Raw genomic sequence first — 22,282 nt, forward strand, 5'->3', positions numbered from 1 at the left:
CCCTACTTCCGCTGACTGGTAACAGGCGGTCATTGGCTCTACGATTGGACATTGTCCGAACGAGGTCGTCCATGTTTGCCAAGGCGCAAGCAGCCGGCTTCTTGCGTAAAGTACCCCAAGGAAGACTGTTCATTCGCCATGCAAGGCGCCATAGCTTCTTCATCCTTCGATGCGCGGCGTCAGAGCGCTGCTTGGAGAACACACCACGAGTTGACGCGCACCTCGCGTCAGCGCGACATAGAGGTGTTGGGCTGTCATGGCCTGCGGTTCGAGCACGACCGCAACATCGGCCTCCAGTCCTTTGAGCAACAAGGTACTGCCGACGGCCCGTCGCGCAACCGGCCGGCTCATATGACGCTGCCGCTCGCGCGCCTGAAGGGCTGCGGCGTGCAAGGTACATGTGCCACCAGCGGCAGCCTGCATCGCAGCCTGACAGCAGCGCAGAACTTCGGGACGGTAAACATGGCTCCCCGGCTGCCGAGCGAACGCCTGCAGCAGATGAGAGGCCTCAGCAACACTGGGGCCTCGTGCGAACGCCAAGGCTGCTGCTTCAATTGGCGTCGGGGGATTGCGCGGCCTGCCATGTTGCAGAACTTGCACACGCTGCAGCAATCCGGCCGCACCGACGCCGGTCATCAGGCTCGCGGCGAACTCGACCACTTGCCCCAGCGGATCGGCGGCGGTGGGGTCGAACATCCGTGCGAACTGGATGAACTCGACGAGGTCGACGCGCTCGACAACCGTCGCTCCGGGTGTCTGGCTCGTCAACTGGTAGCGCCCGCGGACATTCATCGCGTCGCCGATGATGAGCACGCTATCCTGCGCGTTGCGCCCGCGCGTCCTCGCAGCGGCACGGCGCTGCTCTTCGGCCGTCGCCGCGTCCAGTTGCACCCATTGCACTGCAGCTGGCGCCCCCTGCAGTTCTACCGATTGGCCGGTTTGAAGCAGAATCCGCGCATTCAGCAGCCATTGCCCGAGATCCTCGGTGCCGGCCAATCGCCACCGCCACGGTGTCCGCAACATGCCGACCGGAGGAAATTGTGTCTCGACATCGGCTTGCCAGTTAACCAGGCGATTGCCACCAAAACTGAAAATCGCCTGCATAGGATCGCCGAGCACGCACGTCGGAAGGACCTCTGCAGCCCAGGCCACTAGGCGGTGTTGCGCAGCATTGCAGTCCTGGTACTCGTCGACCAAGAGCCTTGCGTACGTGGCCCGCAGCGGTGCATTGATGTGTCCGGCCTGCACCAGATTGGCCGCAGCCTCCCGGATCGCTGGATAGTCCTGGCGGGGATTGGCGAGTTCCAGCACCTGGGCAGGAAGGCCACTTCGCAGCGGAAACTTCCCGGCGAGCCGCATCGCAAATCCGTCGATCGTCGAAATTCGGTAGGCAGAGCTGGGAATGGCCGCCCGGGCCATGCGAGCCCGCAGCGCCGCGACGCCGGCATTGGTGTGGGTCAAGACCAGGATGGGCTTGCTGCCCTTGTGCGCGGCCAGCGTATCGGCAATGAGTTGCGTCTTGCCGCAGCCAGCCGGTGCGGTAACTGAACCACGCGCGACCGCGAACAGGTCGAGTTCAGGCGGCATGGGTCCACGCCCACAGTCGATTCATCACATCGACAAATCCGGCTTCGGCGTTTTGTATCTGTGGCCCAACGATCCTGCGGCCGACATGTTGATAGGCGGATACGGACTTGAACCAGCCATTTCTGCTGACTCGGGCTGCACGGCCCAAAAGCTCACGCGTCGCCGCCGTATAGACACCCTGCGCAGCCCTTTCAGCCTCAATGGCTATCAGCGTTCGCTGGTTTTCGGATTTGGAACGAATATGCTCTGCGACGTCATCGCGGCCGATGCGCTCGATGGCGTAACCGAGCAGGGAGTCGATCGCCGCGTCCGTCATGCAGATGAACAGCTCGTCTTCTAACGCACGACCCGCTCGCCAGGTGAGCAAGCCAACGCCCTCGGCGGCAAGCGTTGCAAGGAGCGCTGGCGTTGGCTCTTTGTCCGCATCGATGAATGCCGTCACGTTGTAGCCCAGCCGGCGCAACACTAGCGCCTTCTCCAGGCACAGGTCTGGCGTGCTACCGCCCGCGTTGACGTACGCGCCACCGTACGCGAAGAATGAGGTCAGGTTGAGGTCCTCTACGCCGTACTGGTCAAGCCCTCGCGCCAGTCCGATCTCGCTGGCTCCCTCGCAGACCAAGATGGATTTGGCCAGAAAGGCTTCCGGATCCGTACGCAGGATGCTTTGTACCTGATCGGTCACGCCCGCGGGGCGGACCACATGGCGATCCCCTTCGCTTCTGACGATGAACAACTGGTTTCCGGAAAGCTCGCGCAGCGCAACGGGTGAGTGCGTCGTCATGAACACCTGAAGGGGGAGGTTCACGTCCTTAGCGCCCAAGGAATCCAGCAGACGCTTGAGCCGGTGGGGCTCCAGGCCGAATTCGACTTCATCCACGAGTGCGATGGTGGCAGCTTGAGCGGCCTCGCGCTGCAATCCTGCCATGAGCAACCGTGCGGATCCCGTTCCGAGCGAGCGCAGCGGAATACCAGCCTCGCTGTGCAGAGCGATCGCACCATCGCCAATGGAGACGGCATGAGCGTCCAGCATGGCCTGAGCTTGGCCTACCGGAACGCCCAACGCCGTGGCGGTGCGCGTCACGACCTGCAAAGTCTCCGAAAATTGCGCGCTGGCCTGGTTGCCGAACCCCGTCCTCGCGTCCCTCGCCGCACGCGCCAACTCTGCGCCTAGATCGGGACGCTCGTCAGTCAGCTTGTTAAGCACGGAACTGCGGCTCCAGGACAGGTGTGTGCTGGCGTAGCTACCGATGCGTGCAGGGGCGAGCGTGGCACGATGCTTCCAGGCAAGACCACGCTCCAGCCCTTGCTCCTGCGCCCGCTCCGAGTAGAGGAGCCAGGACGGTTCCAGGTCCGCCCCCACTTCCAGGCGCAAAGTCAATGCGGTTTCGATGTTGGCCCGGGGCTCGGGCTCAATCTGACCCGTCGCCGCGTTATGCCCACGCAGAAATTCTCCATAGGATTCCAGACTCAACAACTCGTCTGGCAGGCCGCCCAGCGTAACCGCGATAACGATGGGCTCAGTGACGACCAGCCCGTAGAAGTCGGTGTCTGCAATGCTTATGCTGCGACGCGCACCGAGGCACAGGTCGATGGCGTCCAGGATGGTCGACTTTCCACTGTCGCCGGGGCCGATGAGGCAGTTGATTCCAGATGAAGGTGCCCAGTCAAGCGTCCTGATAGAACGAAAGTTGCGGATTTCCACCCGACGGATGCGTGCCATGCCTCTCCCCAGTCTCATGTTGTTGTAGCTGGCCAAGTATGCGCCCTTTGTAGCCGGCGTCGGACGATTGCCTTGCCATAACGACCTGATGAAGTTCAGCGACGTCTTTTCACCATTGCGGCAGAACTTGACCGACTGCAACCTGCCTAAGGCAACAGCAGTCATTGACCGGCAACAACTTGGTGACTGTTCTCAGCCAGATGCGGATATTGCGCCGGCCTGCTTCAATGTCATTTTGGCGTTGATTTCTGTGTGGAATCTCATTTTTCAAAAGCATTACGCTCTAACGGCCATCGGCGCGTCAGCTGATTTACGCATTTGCTATGCTTGAGCTGATATTTAAGCAAGGACGCATGGTCAGGCTAACTTGCACCCGAGAGTGCGAGATGTGCTCCCCGTGCCCAGAGATCGGCATCAAAGCCGTCGGCGACCTCCGGCAGATGACGTGGCACGGCTATTACTAGTCTTTCAAGCATCCGAAAGTATTCGGCCTCTGTTGCCGATGGACCTACTGACGTTGGAGCAAGTTGAAAAAATTCCACGTCCACATATTCAACAAGCGGGCGCAACAAACCGTGTGCCAACAGCCAACCGGCCTGAATTAGCAACACGCGGTTGACTGCCTTCCCAAGTCCATACGCTGCGTGGCTGGAAGCCGCCAAATTGCCGCGTCGCAGAAGGACAAGCAAGCAGGCAAGGTCGTCGAGCGTGCCCCTGTTACTCAAGGTCCGTACGTAGCTACTTTCCCAGCGGTTTGGGTTGTCTTGAAGCTGAATCTCCAGCTGTTTCGAGAAGTCGGCCGGTAGTCTTCGGCGGACCTCGTCCCTACTGTGATCAAAGTGCCAGTCTGTGCGCAACGCAGGCCACAACGCCAACTCGAATATGCAAGCACTGTCGGCGCAGAGCCCTTCGGCGGCCAAGATGGTTGCACGCGTAGGGCATCGTCGCCCGCTAGATCGCTCCGTCCATTGGTGGTGGAGCATCTTGTATTTATCAGATGAGATAGTGCCCTGCGGACCGTAGTGGCCGACCATGTCCCCGATTGACGTTGCATCCGCATCAGCCGCCAGCACTCGAAACCACGCGATGGTGGCGAAAACGTCGACGACGGAGCGCCGCGAAACACGCGAAAGTTTCGGGTTAGCCCACGCGAAAGTTGCGTGACTGAGAGAAAGCGCATTCGTATCAAACACTTAGGGCATTCTCCTGAACTTTTGTAGCTGACCTACGTTGGCGGTTTACCAAACTTAGACCGTGAACTAGCATGCCATGAGTCCCTGCGATCTCACATGACCGCATCGGACTTGATGCATTGGCAGTGATACAGATCCATGTCCCAACGTCCCTAAACCTTACGATACGAACGAAATTCGACTTATGCAGCCAGACAGAAGCGCAATCGACGCGGTGCGTAGGCAGTTTTACGAAGACGGTAAAAGCGTTTCGGACTGGGCGCGCGAGCATGGATTTGATCGTGGTCTGGTCTACAGCGTGCTGAACGGCCGGTGCCTTGCTAGGCGTGGTGCAAGCCATCGCATTGCCGTTGCGTTGGGTTTGAAGAAAGGGGACCGCGGTGGCGACCCTGAAGCGCCGTCGGCGGCGGGCCGCAGCATGAATCACCCAGTCACTGATTCAAAGGAGGCGTCAATGACCACGTAACTCCAGACATACCAGAGAACGCCAGAAACGCGAAAGCCGCAGATTTACGAGATCTGCGGCTTTCAAAGACGTATCGAGGGAAACCCTCAAATTTCCAGTGCTGGAATCAATATACCCGCTCCCATGGAGCGGGTCAAGGGTGTCCCTCGTCGATTCATATTCGAAGTCGCGGCCATGCCGCACTAAAGGGACACCTATGACCGACAGGAAGATGACGCTCGCCCGTGTGCGGGAAATTTATCGACGCCAAGATCCGCCGCAGTGGGGTGCGGCGTACGAACCCAGTATCAAGGCAACGCGGGAAGAAGCGCCGGCGATATCCAGACCTGCAGAGATGTGGTGCGAGCGGCTGCAGCGCGATGTGCACGCACTGTCGAAGCCTGAGCAGGCGGCCGTTCTGCTTGCGTTACACCACCCTCGGCTCTTCGAAATACAGGAACAGCGCATGTTGCCGGTCGCGAGCCGACCTCATCCGCTGACGGGGCATCCGCGTACCATCGACACGGATCTACCGACCATGGAAGGAACCATCGCTGTGGCGGAACGGCTGGATCTTCTCAAGGTCCATGGCTGGCTGCGCGCGCGTGATCCCGCCACCGGCGAAGACCAGGTCGTGCCCATTCCTTTCCTGGGTGATCTGCTGTTGTTCATGGTGGACGATCGAGGACCGTACTGCGTCAACTGGACGGTCAAGAAGAACAAGGAGGATTTCGGCCAGTCGATCAATGCAAGATCAAGAGTTCGAAACGCGACCAGGGACGCCAATGCGGCCAACGCGCGCCACGCCATCGAAGAGCAGCTGTATCTGGATGCGGGCATCCGAACTGTCAGGGTGGTGGCGAGGACGATTCCAGAGCTACTTGAATGCAACCTGCGCAGGCTCTTTCTTCACCAAAGGTGCGACCCGTCGCTTGACGTACACGTCGAAAGGGAGCTTGAAGACCGTGTTAGGGCCGGCATGCAAGCTGGCCTGCCACCACTGGATGCGATCTTGGGCGTTACACACCGTCATGGATGTGCCTACCAAGACGTCCAAAGGGCGTTCTACCGAATTCTCTGGGAACGGCGCGTACGGGTTGAACTGGTTGATGCAACGGTGCTGGTCGATCAGCCGCTGATGTCGGAGCGCGGCGACCTGTTCACGCGGTTCAGCCATCTGTTCAATCGGGAGGTCTGACCCATGATGCTAGGAGAGCAGCTTGTTGCCCCCTATGGCTTTGAAGGGCTTGTGGCCAATGTGGTGTATCACTTCATGTACAGCGACGCCGATCGCAATCGGGTCGTGCTTCTGTCCTTTGACGCTCCAACTTTGGCCCTCCCGGAGGTGTGTGCACCATCGCGCGGTGCTGTTTACAAGGCCGTGCTTTACTTTGTTCAGCGCTATCGCTTCGAGGCGGCCAAGGACAGTGGCCTGATCCGCCCGTTTGAAAGGCCCCGATCGCTTCCGCATTGGCTCGGGGATGTGACCATCTCCGATCTGCTGGAACACGATAAGCAAGATCACACGCGCCGACTACCTCACGTTCAGCGCATTGACACGATGCTCGCCCACCTGTGGCCAGCGGTCCAGGGATTGGCTGGTGTCTTTGGGGCGGAAAACCCCGAGGCCGTGTTGAACCGGTACGCCAGGTCATGCACGCCTTGCCAAAATGAGTCCCGGTACCGGGCTGCCTTCTTTGCTTACATCGCTTTCGGCATGGAGCGGCTGGCATTGCACTACCCGATCAACAAGCTCGGTAAATGGAAACGTGCTCCGAAGAACAAGAAGTTCGGGCGCCCCTCGCTGCTCGGAGCGCAGCATGGTCATAGCGCGTGCGACGAGGAGGTGCAGGAGCTATGTCTGCAAGGCTTTCGCGAGTACGCCACGCCTGGCCAGACTATGCATGCCATCTACCGACGGACAATCGTGCGGGTCTTCGGCTGCAAGCCTGTCAGCGACGCCCGGCAGCGCATGTCCTTTGTCCAGCCAGAGGGCAAGGCATTTCCTACTTTTGGTCAGTTTCGGTACCGGGTTGGCTTGGCCTATGACCTAGAGACCCGTCAGCTTCTGAAGTATGGCCAGGAGCGCGTCAGGTCGAAGCTTGCGCCATCGAACGGATCTTTCACCAATGCCGTGGCTAACGCGATGGAGATGCTGGAGTCGGACGGGTACTTCGTCAAGGAAGTGTGCGCAGGCTACTTGGAGGGGAGCCATTTACCCCGAATCTGTGTCGTACGGATACTGTGCGTGGGCTCCGCTATGGTGGTCGGGATCGGCTTCTCGTTGAAAGGCGAGAAGGCAGACGCCTACCGCATGGCGAAGTTTTGCATGTCGGTTGACAAAGTTTGGTATTGCAGCTTGTTCGGCATTCAGATCTCGCCAGAAGAATGGCCTAGTATCGGACTGCCGCTGCATGATGTCGCTGACCGAGGCCCAGGGGCAACCCGTCGTGCCAATGGCGACGCTGCAGCGCTGAAGCCGATCATCAGGGAAATGGCACCCTCATATTCCGGTCAATCGAAGGCCAGCGTTGAAACCCGGCACCCTAAGTCTGTCAAGGTCGAGGGCGCGCCGCGCTATAAGTTGACACGGCAATCTATTGTGCAAGTCGTTCGGAACGAGATTTGGCGGGTGATCGAATCGAACAAGTCGACCAACGTCCGGCTCAGGTTAGGACCAGAGGCTATTTCCCAGCGCGTTCTTCCTACGCCTATCGGCATGTGGAATTACCTAGTTGGCCGTGGGCGGACATTTGGCTACAAGCCGCAGCGCGAGCAGGCGATCCGCAACTACCTTCAGCAGGTAGATTTGACGGTAAGCGATGGCGCGATTTATTTCATGGGTTTTCGGTACTGGTCTGCGGCGCTTCGTGACAGCATGCTACTGACGAGGGCAACGACCCGGATCCAAGGCTATCTGCTACCTGCATGCGTTCGGCACATTTTTCTCGACACGCCGGACGGCATCCTCGTTGTCGATGCTTCTTTTGGAATACGGGGCGGTGACGACGAAGACTTCTTGTCGGTTGCGGAACTCGCGCAGCTCGCCGATCTACGGGACAAAGAACTAGCTGCATTTCGAGAGCACCGAGAGGCCGCCAGGGCGGATGTGTCCGAGCGGTACGAAGCCGAAACGGGGCTAGCCTACGACCAGGCGGACATTCGGCCGGGCCGCGCAAAGCGAGGTAGTGCCGTTTCGTTGAGGGAGGCCCGGGACATCATGCCGCTGATCCACGCGAAAGGAGGTCGCCGATGAGCCGGCATGGGAATACGGTGCCACCATGGGTGCATTGGTTCGATGGGCTCGCCACCGACGACGGGCTTCGCGAGCGGGTTACACACCTTGTGGCCGCGCCGCAAGGTCTTGCACGAGATGCCCCTGTCGTTGCATGCGGGCGGATACTCGACGCTTGGAAGGCTACCTATATTCCGTGCGCGGCGCACCTCGCATTCATTCGGCAGCTCGTCGACCGCGTGCGGTTGAGCGCAATGTCACGCATTACGTCCGTCAGCGCATACGAGGCTGCGATCTATGCCCGCAGTCCGGTCGTCCAGTCTGACCAAGAGATTTGGGGCGTTACGGGACTGGCGGGCTGCGGGAAGTCGTCGGCAACAAAAGCGTTCGTGCGTGCACTTTCATCTGGCGTGAAGGGAGGGATCGCGCCAGGCGTACAAGCGCCCATCGAGCCCGTGATTCGCATCGAAATGCAGGCTCAGCGATCTGCCAGGCCGGTACTCCGATCGCTGGCAAATCCCGTTTTCATAGCGGGTCGAAGAAACATCGCAGCCGAAGAAATGTCGCAGCATCTGCGGCAGTGGCTGTACGCGAAGGGTACACAGGTACTGCTCGTCGATGAAATGCAAGCGATGACGCGAAGTGACCAGTCGACAACGCTGATTGCGAACCTCATAAGCGATCTCAACAGTCTCGGTCCTGCGGTTGTCTACGTTTTCAATTATTCTCTCGGGCACAAGCTGCTAACGCGCCCGCAGGAGGACAAGGATAGGTTGTTGGCCAACTGTCTTACTCTAGAACCACCGCTGGCGGATGACAGGCACTGGCAAGCTGTATTGGACGAGTATGTGCGCCTTGGTTCGGGGTTGATCAACATTGATGCTAAGCACAACGCGCATGCGCTGCATCAGCTGACGGGAGGTCTCTACCGTCTATTGCGCATTCTGTTGCGGGACGCTTGTCGGATTGCTTGGCCCTTGAAGGTCGATCGGGCTGTCACCATGGATGATGTTCGAGCGGCCTACCAATCCCGGGCGTACGCCAGCCAGCGCGGCGACGTGGATGCACTGCGTTCGCTTCACTTCAGTGGGTTGCTGTCCGAAAAGAGGCGGGACCTCAGTGCACCATTTTCTGGACCGATGCCGAGCACCGAGGGCGGCAAGATTGCGGCAACCAAGCCGATGTTCAATCAACCACCACCAGCAGCGGCTGTGCATCTCTTGGAAAGTGCGCTAAACGCCGATGAGCGCCGCGCGCTGAGCAAGCTCCGCGCGTCGCCAGACATGCCAACCGTCGCCAAGCCGAGCACCAACGTCACGCGGCTTCCGCGTCGGCCGACAGTCAATGCCGAAGCGCTGCTTGCAGGTTCTCGGCTGTTGAGCGACGGAAAGAAGAGGGGCACGGTTCAAAAAGTCGACGTCGAAAACGGGGGCGACTGAAATGCTGCAAGCCCATTGGCCTATCGGGGAGCGCGTACCCTGGCTCCCGGACGAAACCTTGTTCAGTTGGTGCAGCCGCTACCACCTGCTGAGTTCCAACGGTATTGCCTCAGCAACCTGCCTCCAGCTGTTTGGGCGGCGGCGGCATGGCACGGCGCATGATCTCCCGGCAGGGTTAGAAGCGCTGGTAGCGCGCTCCGCTGGTAGTCTTGGAACGGTGCAAGCGCTGGCGAATGATCGGACGCTCCTACCGTTCTATGGTCCTTTCCGGTCTAAGGATATATACGACCGAGCCGTTCTAAGTATGTACGGCGACGGCATCCGTAGCCTCAAGTTCCTGCTGGGTCTGCTAACCAGTGGATTGGGTGCTGCACATCCGCTGAAAGCCTGTTCAGCATGCATGGGCGAGGATCGCCGACAGCATGCCGTGGCTTACTGGCGGCGCATGCACCAGTGGCCTGCTGTTTGGGTCTGCCCGATCCACGGCGATCCTTTGTTGATATCACCTGTCAAGCTGGATCAGCGAGCACGCTTTCAGTTCGTGCTGCCGATGGATGCAGGCTTGGTGCCGTGGTGGGGCGGTGGCGATGACATTCGAACGGTAAGACAGCTGCAGACACTTGCGGCTCTTGGGATCGACCTGTGTACTCTGGTGCCAGGACGTCTCGCGGATGTTCATGCGATCTCGCAAGCCGTTCTGGAGGGCATGCGCCGTCGCGGCTGGGTGTCCTCGTCGCGCCGCATTGCCTGGCAAAAGTTCGAGAGTGATCTACGGTTGCATACCGCCGTTATGGTCCGCTTGCCGCCATTTGCCATGCAGATGGACGTCAAAGTCGCGCAGGCTCAGTTGTCGAGGATTGTCGCCGGGAGGTCGTTGACCCAGCCGTTGCGCTACCTGGTCTGGTTGTCTTTGGTATTCGATGACCTGGCTGCATTTATAAGAGAGTATGACCGTTCGTGTGCCCCAGTAATTCTGTCCCTGATATCGCATGCGGAACGCTCTGCCTCCCGCGAGAGGGGAGGATTGACCCAGCAAGACGCTGCAGAATTGCTGTCGGGTAGGGCATCCGCGACGGCCCTGGCAAGGCGCTACGGCGTCGATCCATCGACCGTCGCTGCATGGGCAGCAAGAGCCGGCTTTGAAACGCCGCGGCGGCCGAAGGTTGTCGACGAGAAGAGACGGACGGTCGCCATCCAACATTTGCTTGCAGGCCAGGACAAAGCTGTTGTTGCGGCCTGGCTAAGAACTTCCCAAGTGACGGTCACCAAGCTACTTCGGCAGGTGCCTGGACTGCAGGCGCGTTGGCATCAGGTTCGCACGAGTCGGGCGCGTGACAACGCTCGCGCGGCTTGGATGGCCGTTGCTTGTGCTGCTCCTATGCTTGGCGTGGCAGCCGCCCGTCGAGCAGAGCCAGCGGCGTATGCTTGGCTGTATCGCAACGATCGCGAGTGGCTCAAGCTGCAAAGTTCTAATTTCACTGACCGGCGCCGCGATGCCAACCATGCCACCGTGCGTATAGAGCGGGCAGATGATCGGTATGCGCGTGCGTTGCGGGCGGCTGTCATGGCACGCGCTGAGTCCAGTGAGGCCGATCTGCTCAACCCGGAGCATTGGACTGTGTTGGCGCCCGGCTTGAAGCGGGTTCTACGTCGACCGCAGGCATGGCCGCGCACGTTGTTGGTGCTCCAGTCGGTGCTGGGAACCACGCTGCGCTCGGACCCTGAGCAACTCTTCTAAGCTGGCACGGGGGCCGTCAGTCGCAAGTCTTTCCAGCCCTTCGCTGCTGCCCTCAGCCATTGCTCGAACTGGTCGATCGGGATACCGTGCATGTCGCATGCGGAGCTCAAGCTCTGACCGCTCACAAAAGCCTTTCGAGCCGCCAGCATCGCGTCGCTGTCATTAGTCTGGCTATCGAGCTGTGCTTGTTCTGCCGTGAACAAAGCGGCAACTTCCTCAACAGAGTCGAACAACACCGCGAGAGCCAGCGCGCAGTTTGCACTGGCGTATGCTACGTGTTTGTCTTTGCTGATGCCGTCCAACCTAGCAAAGAATGCCTCTCGCTCCTTCGATAGCAATGCGGGCAAGTACTTCTTGAGCCAGCCGCGTGGAACGATCTCCTTAGCCCGATCGCTGATCACCGGACGCTTGCCTACCTGTCCGGTTCGGAGGTCGCGTCGGCGGCAGCCTTCTTGAGCGACGCGATTCAAGGCCTTGCAGCTCATCGAAGTGGGCTGCTGCAACCACTGCGCCAACAGACCTGCGTAGCGCCCGAGCACCGATGTGGGCGCGTTGTTCCATGGACAGTCGAAGTTGTGGCCCTCCAGTCGTCTGATCGCCTCACTTGGTGGCATGGCGAAGGCTTCGCACTCGAATCGGATTAGTGGGGTTGCGTGCTCAATGCACCAGTCGACGCCGGGAAGATGGTTTGAGCGCCGCCAGTAACTTTGCTTGCCCGAAGCGATATCCCGCTGCACACAGGTCATGCACGTCAAGGCTTCTGTAGAGGAGCGCCGGGAAAGCCCGGATATGTGGAGGCTGCCATCGGCGCCTCCCCAGGTTGGCGTCCGCTGTTTTGCTTCGGTCGTGAACGCTCGTAGTGCTGGCACCGTCGTGAAACGTCGTTGAAGGTCGGCGACGGTTGTGTCAAATGCCGTCGCAATGATCCACAAGGGCTTGCCTTCGTTTTCATGCTGCTGGGCATTTTGAAGGCCATCAATCAGGTTGTCGACGGAGGTGCAACCGTTGGCGGCGGCCATGCGACCAAGGAGCCCTTCAAGCAACTCGTCCGGCTGCGGTTGAGGAATGACAACGTAACTCATACTTTGATGCTCTCCGTTGGAGGGTCACTCGGTGCCAGCAGCGTCAAGCTGCGGATGACTGCTGCCAAAGCCCTTGCGTGGGCTGGCGTTCCGTCCCAGGCAACTTCTAGCGCGCTCATCAGGTCCTCGTTCGACGCAAGGCGGGCTCGCATTGATAAATTACGTTGCATAAATACATAATTTTCTATGTCGCGTGCTAGCTTTGACGAGGAGGATGTCTTCCCGGACAAAATGCGGCTCACCTGCGACTGGCTTGCTTGCATTTTTAACGCTAAGGATTCTTGGGATATTCCCTGCCGACGAAGCTCCTTCCGCAGTAGCTCGCTTATTCGCTGATTAGATTGCGTTGACATACATGAATAATGCATAAATGCATTAAAAATGTCAACTTTCAGTGTTCGTCAACGGTATGAGACCGTCGTAGGCTTGGTCGGCTAGAGTGGGTCGATGTTGAAGGTGCAGGCCCGATGTTGTTGGCTGTCGCGCGCAATCAATGGCGGCTGCTTTGCAGTTCGTGTCGCTGTCGGTGGTCATGCAGCAAGTTGACTACCCATTGCTTCTGCCGTCTTTTTTGCAGCGGAGTTGCTAAAAAGGCGGGGCCGCTTAAATTGGTAGTCGCATGTGCAATTTGGAGCGCCTCTATGCGATCAGTCTGGATGTGGCAGGCTCGGCCATGCAAGCGATGATCGTCCAAAGTCAGCTTGTCTGTGGTGCCCCTCGGTAAGGGGTTTTCCCATGTCAGCGTTGAACGAGGAAAAATGAAGTGCCCGTGCTGCGGTGCTGCTCACCTCGTCCCAGATACCGGAGGCGTGCCTTAAGTCTATAAGGGGCGGCCAATCGTTAATCTTGCTGTTTCGGGGGGGGCGACGCGCGGCGAGGTTGTGAGTCGATATCGACGCGAAGTTGGGTTGACATGGGGTTCACCATGCAATTGTTGCCTTAAACCAGGGGGACTTCAGGCATCTGACAAAGGTTAAAACGAGCCGAGATTCTGCTGCTGCTCGTCAGTTTCGCTACGAAACTGCGCCATCAACCGGCAATAGCGATCACTCTGTTCTCGGTCAAGAATAAGTTCGTCACATGCAGGGCAGAAGTCACCCGTGAAGGCCGGAAAGGTCGTATTCCTGCCCTTGTAGGTGTAGGCAACATCGCGTGTGTCACGAATCAGTTCGGCCGCTCCGCAGCATGGACATTTCATGATAGCAACTCCTGTGATGGTGCTTCGGTGCCGCTTAAGAGCGATAGTTTGCCGTAAAACGTGCAGGACTGTTGACGCTACCTTCAGAATGACCAATAGGGGGGCGTAAGATTTTGACTGGTTTATGTCGTAAGTCCGAGGCTTGCTCGGTATTCGATGGGACTGACAGATATTAGCTAATTTATTTGTTGCTGCCAGCGTCTATTTGAGCACCCCTGCCAGCTTTCGCTGACCATGGGGCGTCCTTCTGCAACCTGCGGCAACCTTCAAAACTTTTGGTATGTGAGCTGGTCACTGATTTCCAGCACACTTGGTCAAACCGACGTCGGCGCCAACTGCCAATGCTTCTTTGGGACCTGGGCGTACCTCCGATGGGGAATGAACTACCGTTTTACGCCTACCCGCGCATTCCCGAATGCCCTAACATTCCCTCGAACAATGCACCACCCAGAACCATGCATCAGCTCCAACGACCAGCGCACTCCACACCGCTCGAAGGCGACATTATTTTTTGCGGTGCTTCTTGGAATGTTTTGGCTCAAAAGGGATTGAGACTAGGAGATAGAGCGGATTTCAGTCATGTAGCCTTGATGTGCCACATCAACTATGGGGTGCAGGCCATGCCCGGCGAGGGCGTTGCAGCCTTTGGTTTGTACGACTTCATGCGCAAACAGGGGCAAACAAATTGGCGCGTGTTCCGACGACGTGATCTGGATGAAGCCTCCCAGACAAATCGTGATAGCGTCGGTGTACGCATTCGTAATGCGGCGGGATATTTCTTAGCACAAGGCTACAACTTCGCGATAAATCTACCTGAATTACCGGGTCGTACGGAGGACTCTAGCCGCAGCTTTTGTTCACAGTTGGTGTCGCGGGTTTATCAACGGGCGTTAGGGGAGCGCCCCGATGAACGATGGCTCACTTCAACGGTGTTACCGGCTGACTTGCAAGCGCATATCTTCGACAACGCCGATTGGGTCGAAGTCACTTCGATTTATTCCGATCGCTTTAGCCATCTGGAGCGGCAATCTCCGCAGCGCCAGGAAGAAGAGATGCAGCGACAGCGCTCGTCGATTCAAACTTTCCTGCAAGGCCTCGAAATCAATATGGTGATGCAGACGCAATTCGCCGACGCTGCCCAAGCGCTGTATGCGCTCGAAGACGATGTCAATTCGATTGAAAAAACAGCCGATCGCCTGGCCCAGGCTGCAGCGTTCCGAGCACGCCCACCCCGGGAGAGCTTCCGTGCCACGGAGCATTTAGACGATGCGCTAAAAGCAGGCGCCAAAGTGAATTGGCGTTCCCGCAAGATATTGAATACCCACTTGTTGCGAAGCCGCCTCAGGAAACTCTCGCAGTGGTTGAAGGACTTACCCGCGCGTTCTAGTTCAAAGGCGTAGGCATGCCCAACCTGTCAATTCAAAGTTGACAAAAAAGGGCGCCGAAGCGCCCTTTAACTCACAGACATCCCTGCTTACTTGTTGCAGGCTTTGCCGTGGTCGGCATGGTTGCCCTTGGCTTTGGCATCGGCTTCGGTCATGTATTCACCGACCTTGGTCTTGCCATAGGACTTGGAGCCCTCGCAGTGGTACACCTTCGACTTCGTGTTCACCCACACCTTGCCGTCGCCACCACCGGCTGCTGCAGCAGCCGCGGGCGCAGCAACCTTGGCCGTGGGCGTTACAGCAGCTTTAGCCGCCGGAGTCGTAGCTGCGGGGGCCGTCACAGCGGCAGGCGTGCTTGCCTTGGCCGCGACTGGAGCAGCCGTCTGTGCAAATGCGGATGCGGCACAGAACAGGCCAAGGGCGATGGAGAGAGCACGAACTTGTGAACGCATTTGAAATTCCTTTGCAGTATGCAGTGGGCTGCAAAAACTGTAGCCCTGTACCTACAACGCGCTCCAAGAACATGCGTTTACGAACCAATGTGAAGTTCAGATGAAGCTGGTAGACGGCGCAGTAGCCGCAACGGTGTACGGGGACAAACCGGACAGTCGTGAGGAGCTGTCCTAACGTCCCCACGACAAGGGCATCGGCCTATTGGGCGGAGCCTGCCAGCAACTCACTGAAGTGAGCGGTGTCAATGTTGGAGCCACACACGATCAGTGCCACGCGCTTGCCATTAAGCCGCTCGCGTAGTGGCCCCAGCAAGGCTGCAGTGGCCACTGCAGCCGCTGGTTCTGCTACCAACTTCATGTCACGAAACAGATGGTGCATGGACGCAACGATTTCTTGGTCCTTCACGCGAACAATCTCGTCGACGAAGCGCCGGCAAACACCATAGCTGTACTCCAGCGCATAAGGAGCGCCCAGACTGTCGGCGACCGTGTCTACATGTTCGAGTACTTGCGGTTGACCGGCCTGGAAGCTGCGGTACATGGCATCGGCGCCGAAGGGCTCCACACCAAAGACCAAGATATCCGGGTTGATCTGCTTCACCGCCGATGCAATGCCACCACACAGTCCGCCGCCCCCCACCGGCACGATCACGGCATCGAGTCCCTGCACTTGACGCATAAGCTCCAAACCGATGGTAGCCGTGCCTTCTGCGGTCAGCGGCCCGTCGAAGGGATGGACCATACTGCGTCCCTCCTCGACCACCAAACGCTTCGCCAGTGCGAATGCCTCGTGGATCGTGTCGGTCAGTAGGAGATCGGCTCCTTGGTCACGGCAGGCATCCACACGTGCTGAGCTGGCATGGCGCGGCATGGCCAGCTTGGCGGTGGTACCAGCAGCACGTGCCGCGTAGGCGACAGCTACGGCGTGGTTGCCTGCACTCGCCGCCACGACCCCGCGGGCAAGGGCAGCAACGTCCAGTGCCTGGATGCAGTTCAAAGCGCCACGGAGCTTGAAGCTACCGGTGCGCTGGAACAATTCCAGCTTCAGCCAGACCTCGGTCTGTGGGCAGAGGTGATGGACGACGCCTGTTTGCCAGTGCCACGTCGGTGTCTGCAAAATTTTTTTGCCCAAACGTGCTGCGGCACGTTCGACATCTTGAAGCCGGGGATAGGGCGACTCAGCACCCGGGGAAACTTGAAACATTGAAACTCTCCATCGATCGATTCATGGGATAGCGCACTAGGAGCACCGTTGCATGCAATGGGACCGTTGGGCACCGGCGAGAAGCCGCAGCTCAACGATCCGAGAGAATTCGAATCGAAATGGAGGTTGGAGCAATAGACGCGCGACCCAGCGTGCGGCCCGTGGAGGGCGACACTTGATGGTGGGCGCAGTCGTTGGATATCACGGAACCATGCTAGCACAACGTCGAGTTCAAATCTTAGCGTGGCGGCCGCAGAGCCTGCGCTAATGATGGCAGCGTCCGAAGGCGATGAACAGGCGCCCTAGAACCTGTGTTGCCCATCATTTCGGCAATATCGCTACATCGGTCGGCCCTATTGGGGAGAATGCGAATCCTCAGTCTATTTATGGATAGCGCAGAAAAAAATCACGGTGTGCACAATGGAAATTAGCACTAGCCGCCCGGCGTCGTGGCATAGTTTCAGGCCATGGTTCTAACTCTTCAAATCGACCAGATTGACACAGGCCTTTATCGCGCTGTGGCCCTACGAGGAGGCAATGAGGTCAGCCTGCCGGAGGTCTATTCCTCTATCGAGGAAGCTGTCCGGGAGGAAGCCGCAGCAGTACCTGATGGCTTTGCCTATTTCGCAAATGTGGAATATGGCGGCGCTGCAAGCGGCACCATTTCTCTATCGGTGTTGCAAGAGCGAGCCGCACAGGTGACAGACCAACTCGTCGCCATCGTCGCCGAGATGAACCGTATCGAGCGGTCCGAAGAAACTGATTTTTAAAGCGAGACCAAGGTGAACACGCTATGGTGACCCCTGTGCGGGACTTGATTCAGTTTTGGTTCATGCCCACATTCTTGTAGCAACCACACACCGATATCTGACCCCACACGGTCGTGGTCCACTGACCGTTCCATTGAGCCGCGTGGCTGGCACAGGTGGCTGGGCACTTGGTGATAGTGCCCTTAGACCCACCGGATGTTTAGGTTCCAAGGGTCTTGGCATGTCGCTTGGCATACGGATGTAGAGGCTCCGCTGGGTTAGTCGGATACCTCAATCGCCTCGGATGCACCATTTGTTGACCCGCGCCCGGCTGCCGTGGATCGACCGGTGGCTCCCAGCACAGCACCCAACTTGAGATCATGATGTTTGCGGCAGCGACTGTATCGAGGTCGCTGCTCATAGTCGCAAGACTGACGCCCACGGTCCAGGTGCCATGCGGATCAAAAGAGCAGTTATCGACCGTGTCCAGCGCCGTCATCACGGTCGCGGTATCGTCCCCCAATTGAGCGGAGTCGTCCTGGTTTTGCAACATTTGGATCGCAGCCGTCGTGGAGTGCCGGAAGATCGTCGCCCGAGGGTCGTAGCCCACGAGCACGAAATCGGTGATCACCGTGGTGGAATAGCGGTAGAGCTTCATATCGTTGCCCATCGCCGCAATCCGGAAGCTGTGGCGCACCACGGCAAGCGTGTTAAATCCGTCCGGGCCAACGACCGGTATGCGCACGATCGGCTGCGGGAATATGCTGTTCACGGTCAGTTAATCCTCATCACGGAAACGATGAAATTGATACCGTCCATGGATGGCGCGGAACCGGTCAGCGTGAATTCCATCGGTCCGTTAATCTGACCACATAGGGCATTTCCCGGAAACGGTGGTCCGAGTGCCACCGTAACCTGCAGCGGTATCGCCAGCTTGGGGTTGTCGATGCGGTAATGCGCGACAAAGGTATCGCCAGCCTTGTCAACCTTGAAGATCTGGCCTGGTGTGAGTGGCGTGAGCTTGGTGTAGCCAAAGCCTCCGCCGGATGGATTGATATGCTCGATATGGTTGGCAACAATGCCGAAAGATCCTGCGACCAAGCCTGGGTCCAGGCTGTGTGGCGCAAGCATCGATGCCGGCCAGGTGATCGTGCCGGAGATATGCGGGCTCACCTTCACCAGCGTGGCCACAACCTGGTAGGAAATGCGCCCGAGATAGGAGTATTCACCCATCAGCGCGGTATCGATATGCAGAAACAGCTCACCTGAATCGCGCAACGCGACCGTGACCGTGTCGGCAGCAAAAAGGAACGACGAATCGTCGTTCATGATGCTCGTCAGCCCAATAAAGGCGCTAGCTTGTTCGAGATTGCTTGCAAAGATGCCGAGGTTGATCTCGGTCTCGCCATGCCAGACGTGGTCGCTGTTGTACTTCCAGTCGATCAACGCGATGCCTGACAGCACCACCAGTGAGCGACCTCCGCCGAGATCGGCGCCGGTGATCGCACTTTGCGAAACAACCTGCGGCGGATTGGCGTTGACGTCGAGAACCTGGACAGTCATGCGACAAACTCCTCAAAGAGGCGGCAAGAAGCGCATTATTACGCTGATGAGCCCACTACATCAAGGTCGCTATTTCCCCTTGGACTTTTTGGACAGCTTCGCCCCCTGGGCAGGCAGTGTGTTTGGCACATAACGGTGCTTACGCCAGTCGAACTCGAAATAATCCTGTAGGGCGTTGGGCAAATTGCTCGGTTCGGTCGGTTTGGGCACCGTGAAATAGCGGCCAGTGATCAGCTTATCGGTAACCTCCAGCCGCAGAAACCCCCAGCGGTCATCACAGTAGTTTTCCAGCACGACGCTTTCGCCCTCTTTGTCGACAAAGGTTGTCGGCGTCACCAACTGCTGCCCGTCAACCTTCATCATTTTGTGAAGATTGTGGTAGCCGCCGGCACCCGCGACGATGTACGGCACGACTGTGCCATCCGCTGTGTTTTTGGAAATGCGTTCATAGGCATGGACGTGCCCAGCCAGGACCATGTCTGGATGACGACCTGCCTGTGTGGCGGCTTGTTCCAACAGTTGCTTCATATGCGTGCTGCCGGAGTGGTAGGTGTCAGCCGAATATATGGGGTGGTGCAGCGTGATCAATAGTGGGAGATTCTTTGGCAGTGTTTTAAGCTGCCCTACCAGCCACTCGATCTGCGGTGACCGTATGTCACCGCCCTCTGGTACGTTGGAGTAAAGCCCAACAATATTGGCAAGCGGTGTGCGCAAAGTCCAGAAGACATAGGGTTGCGTCATGGTGGTTCTGCCTGAATCACCCATGAGATCGGGAAGGATCTGTGCCTTACAGGAACAGAAGAACTTCATGAACCCATCAAGCGTGCTGTCTGCTGGCACGTTCTCGCCATCGTGGTTGCCTGGGACCGCCACAATCGGAGCCATATAGTGCTTGTAGGGCTCGTAAAACTGTGTCCTATAGCTGGCGATCTCACCGTTGAAGTACACGCAGTCGCCCAGTATGTACAGAAAGGCTGGGTTGTCAGAGGCTTTGGCTCCATCCACAAAGTCACCTTCCATGCCAGCGGCCACGAGTTCCTGGGCGGTTGGGCTAACGATGCCGCCCATGTCACCGTTCACGTGGAAGGTCATCTTCTTGGCCTGCTGGATGGCCTTCAGGTCCGCAGCTGGGATGATGGCAGCCAAGTCCATCTGGTAGGGAGGCTTGCTGCATTCCGGCGGTGGTGGCAATGGTCGAAAGTGCACATCTCGCACCTCTTGGGGTATTGTGACATGCACATTGAAATTGCCGTCCCCTGATGGACGGGTGACGCCGAATTTGTGGGACTGCGGTTTGGCTGTTGCCATGGCGACCTCCTGCGATGGATGGGACATTGAGATCCGTACCCGATGGCTGGAACAGACCTTGGACTGAAATCGCACGCGATTCTGCGGCGTTATAGCGTCGGTAGCTGCTAAGCGTCAATGCGACAAAATCGGCCCACACAAGGGTGAGTTCATAGGGGATTTCGAAAGGCTATTGCCGATAGGTAAATATCCTCAAATTTAATGAAGGTCAGTGATGATCCATTTGGGCGAGGTCGATTTTTAAATGGTTTTCTGCCGCTAGCCCAACAATGACTGCTCACGGAACATTTTCTCTCGCGCGCAATGCTTCGATGTCGTTTGGGATGAGCGCAGTCCGTCAACGGACATGCTCGAAGGGCCGCCTGAAGCCACCGTGGGCAGGGCCGGCTTTGCAGGGCGAAAGCAGCCGGTTGGGCTATCGCTGCGAACTACGCGTTTGCTTAGAAAAGCCGACAACGGAGTAGCCAGGGTACCGTTGCCGGCCATCTCTTCAAAGCTCAGCCTGCTCTGACATTTCCAACTCGCCCTAGACATTGCATTGGAATAGGACACAGAGTCCAAAAATAGACTAACTATTCAATTCACTGCGCGGTGCTAATATCCAATATCTATCCACTTTATCGCGGAGCTAGCCATGGGATTGCTGAATCAAATCATTGGTGCGGTGGTTGCAGAAGAAGCAGTTGAGAAACTTGACCCCGAAGCTGGGCTGTTAAAGAAAGGCCTGGCTGCTATTGCCGGCTTTGAGGGCGAGAAAGTTATCGAAGAAAAAATAGACGAACATCTGGCTAAGCCAGAGGATGGCTCTACCCCGGCTTGATTCGGAACTCTTGGCGATACAACGCCCAAATAATCGTGTCTAAGCGGTCAGCGCAAAACCCCATCCCGTTATATGCCACGGAGTTGGGGTTTCTGGTCCGCTTCAAATTGCGCAACATGACTACGGCCAGCTTGGGCTTCAATCTGGACCTATCGAGTCAGTCGCCTTGGTCTTCAAAAAAGTGACCCATATAGGCCATGTCCCGGATATCGTCGCGCAACGCAGTCCGATCCGGACCGGGCATTGGTAAGGCAATCAGCAACTCCAAGCGCCGGCGTATCGAGTACAAGATTTGCAGGGCAAGGGGTCTCATGTCAGAGTCATTACCTTCTGGCGACAGGATGGCGGGATAACTCCAAAGCGCTGTAACTGGCTGCCCCGGCCAACTGGGATGCTGGTCGACGCTTACTGGGTCCAATGCAATGACGAAGTCCATCCGCGGAGCTCCGCTGCGCGTGAAATCTTCCCAAGACTTGCTCTGAAGACCATTGGCAGGGATCTGGGCCGAAGCGAGCACGCCCAGTATTACCGGATGCACAGGTCCGCCTGCCTTTCCTGGGATTCCGCAGGAGAACGCCTTGAATCGGCCCATGCCCAAATGGTTCAAACAAGCCTCAGCAAGGATGCTGCGCGCCGTGTTCTCGGAAGATACAAAAAGTACACGTGTTGAAGATCGCATCAGATACCCGGCCAGCACTAAATTGCTAGTACTTTAGCAACAGGGTAGCTTAGTTCTTTTCCACCGAATGCCAAAAGCTAAGCCCCCCCAAAATCGCGGCGACCCGGAACGTCTCTGCGATCTAAGGGCGGCTCTTTTTACTTGCTGTAGGTCAGCACGTAGAACTTGTTGTCAAAGAAGGTGTTGGCGTAGTACGGCGACACGCTGGTGGTGATCTTCTTGCTGTAGTCAGCGCTGCCCTCGGCGGTGATGGCGTAGATCTTCTTGGTCTTGTGGTCCATTGCCATGGTGCGCACGCCGGCCATGGTGCCCAGCGCTTCGGACGGCTTGTAGGTGTTGGCGTCCACCTGCTCAAACACGTTCAACACCGAGTTCACACCGTTGGCCAGGAACACCCGCTTCAGGTCCGCGTCATACACCACGTCGTCGTTACCGCCACCGATTTCATAGGTGTACAGAATCGCGCCATTGTCGGCATCCATCAC

Annotated in this window: 23 protein-coding genes; 9 read left to right on the forward strand and 14 right to left on the reverse strand. The window is 57.9% G+C overall.

Going from position 1 to position 22,282, the window contains the following annotated elements; translation table 11 throughout:
* Window positions 1-159: 159 nt before the first annotated feature.
* A complete protein-coding gene (locus AC07O2_RS22430) occupies window positions 160-1,587 on the reverse strand; it encodes a UvrD-helicase domain-containing protein (RefSeq protein WP_495234447.1) in 1,428 nt (475 codons plus the stop codon).
* The gene (locus tag AC07O2_RS22435) at window positions 1,577-3,307 is read right to left on the reverse strand and encodes an ATP-dependent nuclease (protein ID WP_495234448.1); all 1,731 of its coding nucleotides are present in this window, start codon (window positions 3,305-3,307) and stop codon (window positions 1,577-1,579) included. The genes AC07O2_RS22430 and AC07O2_RS22435 overlap by 11 nt, the downstream gene beginning before the upstream one ends.
* Before the next feature lie 88 nt (window positions 3,308-3,395).
* Between AC07O2_RS22435 and AC07O2_RS22440 the strand changes: the two genes are divergently transcribed.
* Window positions 3,396-3,638, forward strand: a complete 243-nt coding sequence (locus tag AC07O2_RS22440; protein WP_495234449.1) for a hypothetical protein — start codon at window positions 3,396-3,398, stop codon at window positions 3,636-3,638.
* A gap of 31 nt (window positions 3,639-3,669) precedes the next feature.
* Here the strand turns inward: AC07O2_RS22440 and AC07O2_RS22445 are convergent, their stop codons facing one another.
* Window positions 3,670-4,500: a hypothetical protein gene (locus AC07O2_RS22445; protein ID WP_495234450.1), complete on the reverse strand. Its 831-nt coding sequence runs from the start codon at window positions 4,498-4,500 to the stop codon at window positions 3,670-3,672.
* A 184-nt stretch (window positions 4,501-4,684) separates the two neighbouring features.
* Here AC07O2_RS22445 and AC07O2_RS22450 point away from each other — a divergent pair, with 184 nt between their 5' ends.
* The 5 genes from AC07O2_RS22450 (at window position 4,685) to AC07O2_RS22470 (ending at window position 11,357) form a co-directional block, all read left to right on the forward strand.
* Window positions 4,685-4,966 (forward strand): DNA-binding protein, encoded by a 282-nt coding sequence (locus tag AC07O2_RS22450; RefSeq protein WP_495234451.1) that lies wholly within the window; start codon window positions 4,685-4,687, stop codon window positions 4,964-4,966.
* Window positions 4,967-5,162: 196 nt separating this feature from the next.
* A complete protein-coding gene (locus AC07O2_RS22455; protein ID WP_495234452.1) occupies window positions 5,163-6,143 on the forward strand; it encodes a PDDEXK family nuclease in 981 nt (326 codons plus the stop codon).
* Window positions 6,144-6,146: 3 nt separating this feature from the next.
* On the forward strand, window positions 6,147-8,201 hold the full coding sequence (locus AC07O2_RS22460; protein WP_495234453.1) for a TnsB C-terminal domain-containing protein: 2,055 nt from the start codon (window positions 6,147-6,149) through the stop codon (window positions 8,199-8,201).
* On the forward strand, window positions 8,198-9,619 hold the full coding sequence (locus AC07O2_RS22465; protein ID WP_495234454.1) for an ATP-binding protein: 1,422 nt from the start codon (window positions 8,198-8,200) through the stop codon (window positions 9,617-9,619). Before AC07O2_RS22460 ends, AC07O2_RS22465 begins: the two co-directional genes overlap by 4 nt.
* A gap of 1 nt (window position 9,620) precedes the next feature.
* Complete coding sequence (locus AC07O2_RS22470) at window positions 9,621-11,357, forward strand: TnsD family Tn7-like transposition protein (RefSeq protein WP_495234455.1); 1,737 nt, start codon at window positions 9,621-9,623, stop codon at window positions 11,355-11,357.
* On the opposite strand, the gene AC07O2_RS22475 is transcribed toward AC07O2_RS22470, so the two are convergent.
* The 3 genes from AC07O2_RS22475 to AC07O2_RS22485 form a co-directional block, all read right to left on the reverse strand.
* Entirely contained in the window at window positions 11,354-12,439 is a 1,086-nt protein-coding gene (locus AC07O2_RS22475) for a TniQ family protein (protein ID WP_495234456.1), read from the reverse strand. The two genes, AC07O2_RS22470 and AC07O2_RS22475, sit on opposite strands and share 4 nt — an antisense overlap.
* Window positions 12,436-12,807, reverse strand: coding sequence for a helix-turn-helix domain-containing protein (locus AC07O2_RS22480; protein WP_495234457.1), 372 nt, complete (start codon window positions 12,805-12,807; stop codon window positions 12,436-12,438). The genes AC07O2_RS22475 and AC07O2_RS22480 overlap by 4 nt, the downstream gene beginning before the upstream one ends.
* Window positions 12,808-13,412: 605 nt before the next feature.
* A complete protein-coding gene (locus AC07O2_RS22485; protein WP_495234458.1) occupies window positions 13,413-13,637 on the reverse strand; it encodes a type II toxin-antitoxin system MqsA family antitoxin in 225 nt (74 codons plus the stop codon).
* A gap of 455 nt (window positions 13,638-14,092) precedes the next feature.
* Between AC07O2_RS22485 and AC07O2_RS22490 the strand changes: the two genes are divergently transcribed.
* Entirely contained in the window at window positions 14,093-15,037 is a 945-nt protein-coding gene (locus tag AC07O2_RS22490; protein WP_495234459.1) for a YiiX/YebB-like N1pC/P60 family cysteine hydrolase, read from the forward strand.
* Window positions 15,038-15,111: 74 nt separating this feature from the next.
* Here AC07O2_RS22490 and AC07O2_RS22495 read toward each other — a convergent pair whose 3' ends face one another.
* Entirely contained in the window at window positions 15,112-15,474 is a 363-nt protein-coding gene (locus tag AC07O2_RS22495; RefSeq protein WP_495234460.1) for a signal peptide protein, read from the reverse strand.
* 199 nt (window positions 15,475-15,673) lie between these two features.
* The gene (locus AC07O2_RS22500; RefSeq protein ID WP_495234461.1) at window positions 15,674-16,678 is read right to left on the reverse strand and encodes a threonine/serine dehydratase family protein; all 1,005 of its coding nucleotides are present in this window, start codon (window positions 16,676-16,678) and stop codon (window positions 15,674-15,676) included.
* A gap of 467 nt (window positions 16,679-17,145) precedes the next feature.
* Between AC07O2_RS22500 and AC07O2_RS22505 the strand changes: the two genes are divergently transcribed.
* Complete coding sequence (locus AC07O2_RS22505; protein ID WP_495234462.1) at window positions 17,146-17,448, forward strand: hypothetical protein; 303 nt, start codon at window positions 17,146-17,148, stop codon at window positions 17,446-17,448.
* 49 nt (window positions 17,449-17,497) lie between these two features.
* On the opposite strand, the gene AC07O2_RS22510 is transcribed toward AC07O2_RS22505, so the two are convergent.
* The 4 genes from AC07O2_RS22510 to AC07O2_RS22525 all read right to left on the reverse strand — a co-directional run bounded on the left by AC07O2_RS22510 (window position 17,498) and on the right by AC07O2_RS22525 (window position 20,298).
* Window positions 17,498-17,623 carry a mannan-binding protein gene (locus AC07O2_RS22510; RefSeq protein ID WP_495234472.1) on the reverse strand — a complete coding sequence of 42 codons (126 nt, stop codon included), beginning with the start codon at window positions 17,621-17,623 and terminating at the stop codon, window positions 17,498-17,500.
* A gap of 24 nt (window positions 17,624-17,647) precedes the next feature.
* Window positions 17,648-18,199: a hypothetical protein gene (locus tag AC07O2_RS22515; RefSeq protein ID WP_495234463.1), complete on the reverse strand. Its 552-nt coding sequence runs from the start codon at window positions 18,197-18,199 to the stop codon at window positions 17,648-17,650.
* Between the two features lie 2 nt (window positions 18,200-18,201).
* A complete protein-coding gene (locus tag AC07O2_RS22520; RefSeq protein WP_495234464.1) occupies window positions 18,202-18,990 on the reverse strand; it encodes a hypothetical protein in 789 nt (262 codons plus the stop codon).
* 69 nt (window positions 18,991-19,059) lie between these two features.
* Window positions 19,060-20,298, reverse strand: a complete 1,239-nt coding sequence (locus AC07O2_RS22525; RefSeq protein WP_495234465.1) for a metallophosphoesterase family protein — start codon at window positions 20,296-20,298, stop codon at window positions 19,060-19,062.
* 634 nt (window positions 20,299-20,932) lie between these two features.
* Here AC07O2_RS22525 and AC07O2_RS22530 point away from each other — a divergent pair.
* Window positions 20,933-21,118: a hypothetical protein gene (locus tag AC07O2_RS22530; protein ID WP_495234466.1), complete on the forward strand. Its 186-nt coding sequence runs from the start codon at window positions 20,933-20,935 to the stop codon at window positions 21,116-21,118.
* A gap of 157 nt (window positions 21,119-21,275) precedes the next feature.
* Here the strand turns inward: AC07O2_RS22530 and AC07O2_RS22535 are convergent, their stop codons facing one another.
* Both AC07O2_RS22535 and AC07O2_RS22540 read right to left on the reverse strand, forming a co-directional pair.
* Window positions 21,276-21,797 (reverse strand): arsenate reductase/protein-tyrosine-phosphatase family protein, encoded by a 522-nt coding sequence (locus AC07O2_RS22535; protein WP_495234467.1) that lies wholly within the window; start codon window positions 21,795-21,797, stop codon window positions 21,276-21,278.
* A 137-nt stretch (window positions 21,798-21,934) separates the two neighbouring features.
* The coding region (locus AC07O2_RS22540) for a YncE family protein (RefSeq protein WP_495234468.1) at window positions 21,935-22,282 on the reverse strand (348 nt) is incomplete at its 5' end.

This window comes from Rhodoferax sp. GW821-FHT10B06 (genome assembly GCF_059415605.1).

What these genes read in the sequence shown, in the direction of transcription:
- AC07O2_RS22450 (WP_495234451.1), top strand. Translation starts at nt 4,685, where the DNA reads ATGCAGCCAGACAGAAGCGCAATCGACGCGGTGCGTAGGCAGTTTTAC.
- AC07O2_RS22480 (WP_495234457.1), bottom strand. Translation starts at nt 12,807, where the DNA reads ATGCATTATTCATGTATGTCAACGCAATCTAATCAGCGAATAAGCGAG.
- AC07O2_RS22495 (WP_495234460.1), bottom strand. Translation starts at nt 15,474, where the DNA reads ATGCGTTCACAAGTTCGTGCTCTCTCCATCGCCCTTGGCCTGTTCTGT.
- AC07O2_RS22520 (WP_495234464.1), bottom strand. Translation starts at nt 18,990, where the DNA reads ATGACTGTCCAGGTTCTCGACGTCAACGCCAATCCGCCGCAGGTTGTT.
- AC07O2_RS22505 (WP_495234462.1), top strand. Translation starts at nt 17,146, where the DNA reads ATGGTTCTAACTCTTCAAATCGACCAGATTGACACAGGCCTTTATCGC.
- AC07O2_RS22440 (WP_495234449.1), top strand. Translation starts at nt 3,396, where the DNA reads ATGAAGTTCAGCGACGTCTTTTCACCATTGCGGCAGAACTTGACCGAC.
- AC07O2_RS22430 (WP_495234447.1), bottom strand. Translation starts at nt 1,587, where the DNA reads ATGCCGCCTGAACTCGACCTGTTCGCGGTCGCGCGTGGTTCAGTTACC.
- AC07O2_RS22460 (WP_495234453.1), top strand. Translation starts at nt 6,147, where the DNA reads ATGATGCTAGGAGAGCAGCTTGTTGCCCCCTATGGCTTTGAAGGGCTT.
- AC07O2_RS22465 (WP_495234454.1), top strand. Translation starts at nt 8,198, where the DNA reads ATGAGCCGGCATGGGAATACGGTGCCACCATGGGTGCATTGGTTCGAT.
- AC07O2_RS22435 (WP_495234448.1), bottom strand. Translation starts at nt 3,307, where the DNA reads ATGGCACGCATCCGTCGGGTGGAAATCCGCAACTTTCGTTCTATCAGG.
- AC07O2_RS22535 (WP_495234467.1), bottom strand. Translation starts at nt 21,797, where the DNA reads ATGCGATCTTCAACACGTGTACTTTTTGTATCTTCCGAGAACACGGCG.
- AC07O2_RS22475 (WP_495234456.1), bottom strand. Translation starts at nt 12,439, where the DNA reads ATGAGTTACGTTGTCATTCCTCAACCGCAGCCGGACGAGTTGCTTGAA.
- AC07O2_RS22455 (WP_495234452.1), top strand. Translation starts at nt 5,163, where the DNA reads ATGACCGACAGGAAGATGACGCTCGCCCGTGTGCGGGAAATTTATCGA.
- AC07O2_RS22485 (WP_495234458.1), bottom strand. Translation starts at nt 13,637, where the DNA reads ATGAAATGTCCATGCTGCGGAGCGGCCGAACTGATTCGTGACACACGC.
- AC07O2_RS22525 (WP_495234465.1), bottom strand. Translation starts at nt 20,298, where the DNA reads ATGGCAACAGCCAAACCGCAGTCCCACAAATTCGGCGTCACCCGTCCA.
- AC07O2_RS22500 (WP_495234461.1), bottom strand. Translation starts at nt 16,678, where the DNA reads ATGTTTCAAGTTTCCCCGGGTGCTGAGTCGCCCTATCCCCGGCTTCAA.
- AC07O2_RS22470 (WP_495234455.1), top strand. Translation starts at nt 9,621, where the DNA reads ATGCTGCAAGCCCATTGGCCTATCGGGGAGCGCGTACCCTGGCTCCCG.
- AC07O2_RS22490 (WP_495234459.1), top strand. Translation starts at nt 14,093, where the DNA reads ATGCATCAGCTCCAACGACCAGCGCACTCCACACCGCTCGAAGGCGAC.
- AC07O2_RS22530 (WP_495234466.1), top strand. Translation starts at nt 20,933, where the DNA reads ATGGGATTGCTGAATCAAATCATTGGTGCGGTGGTTGCAGAAGAAGCA.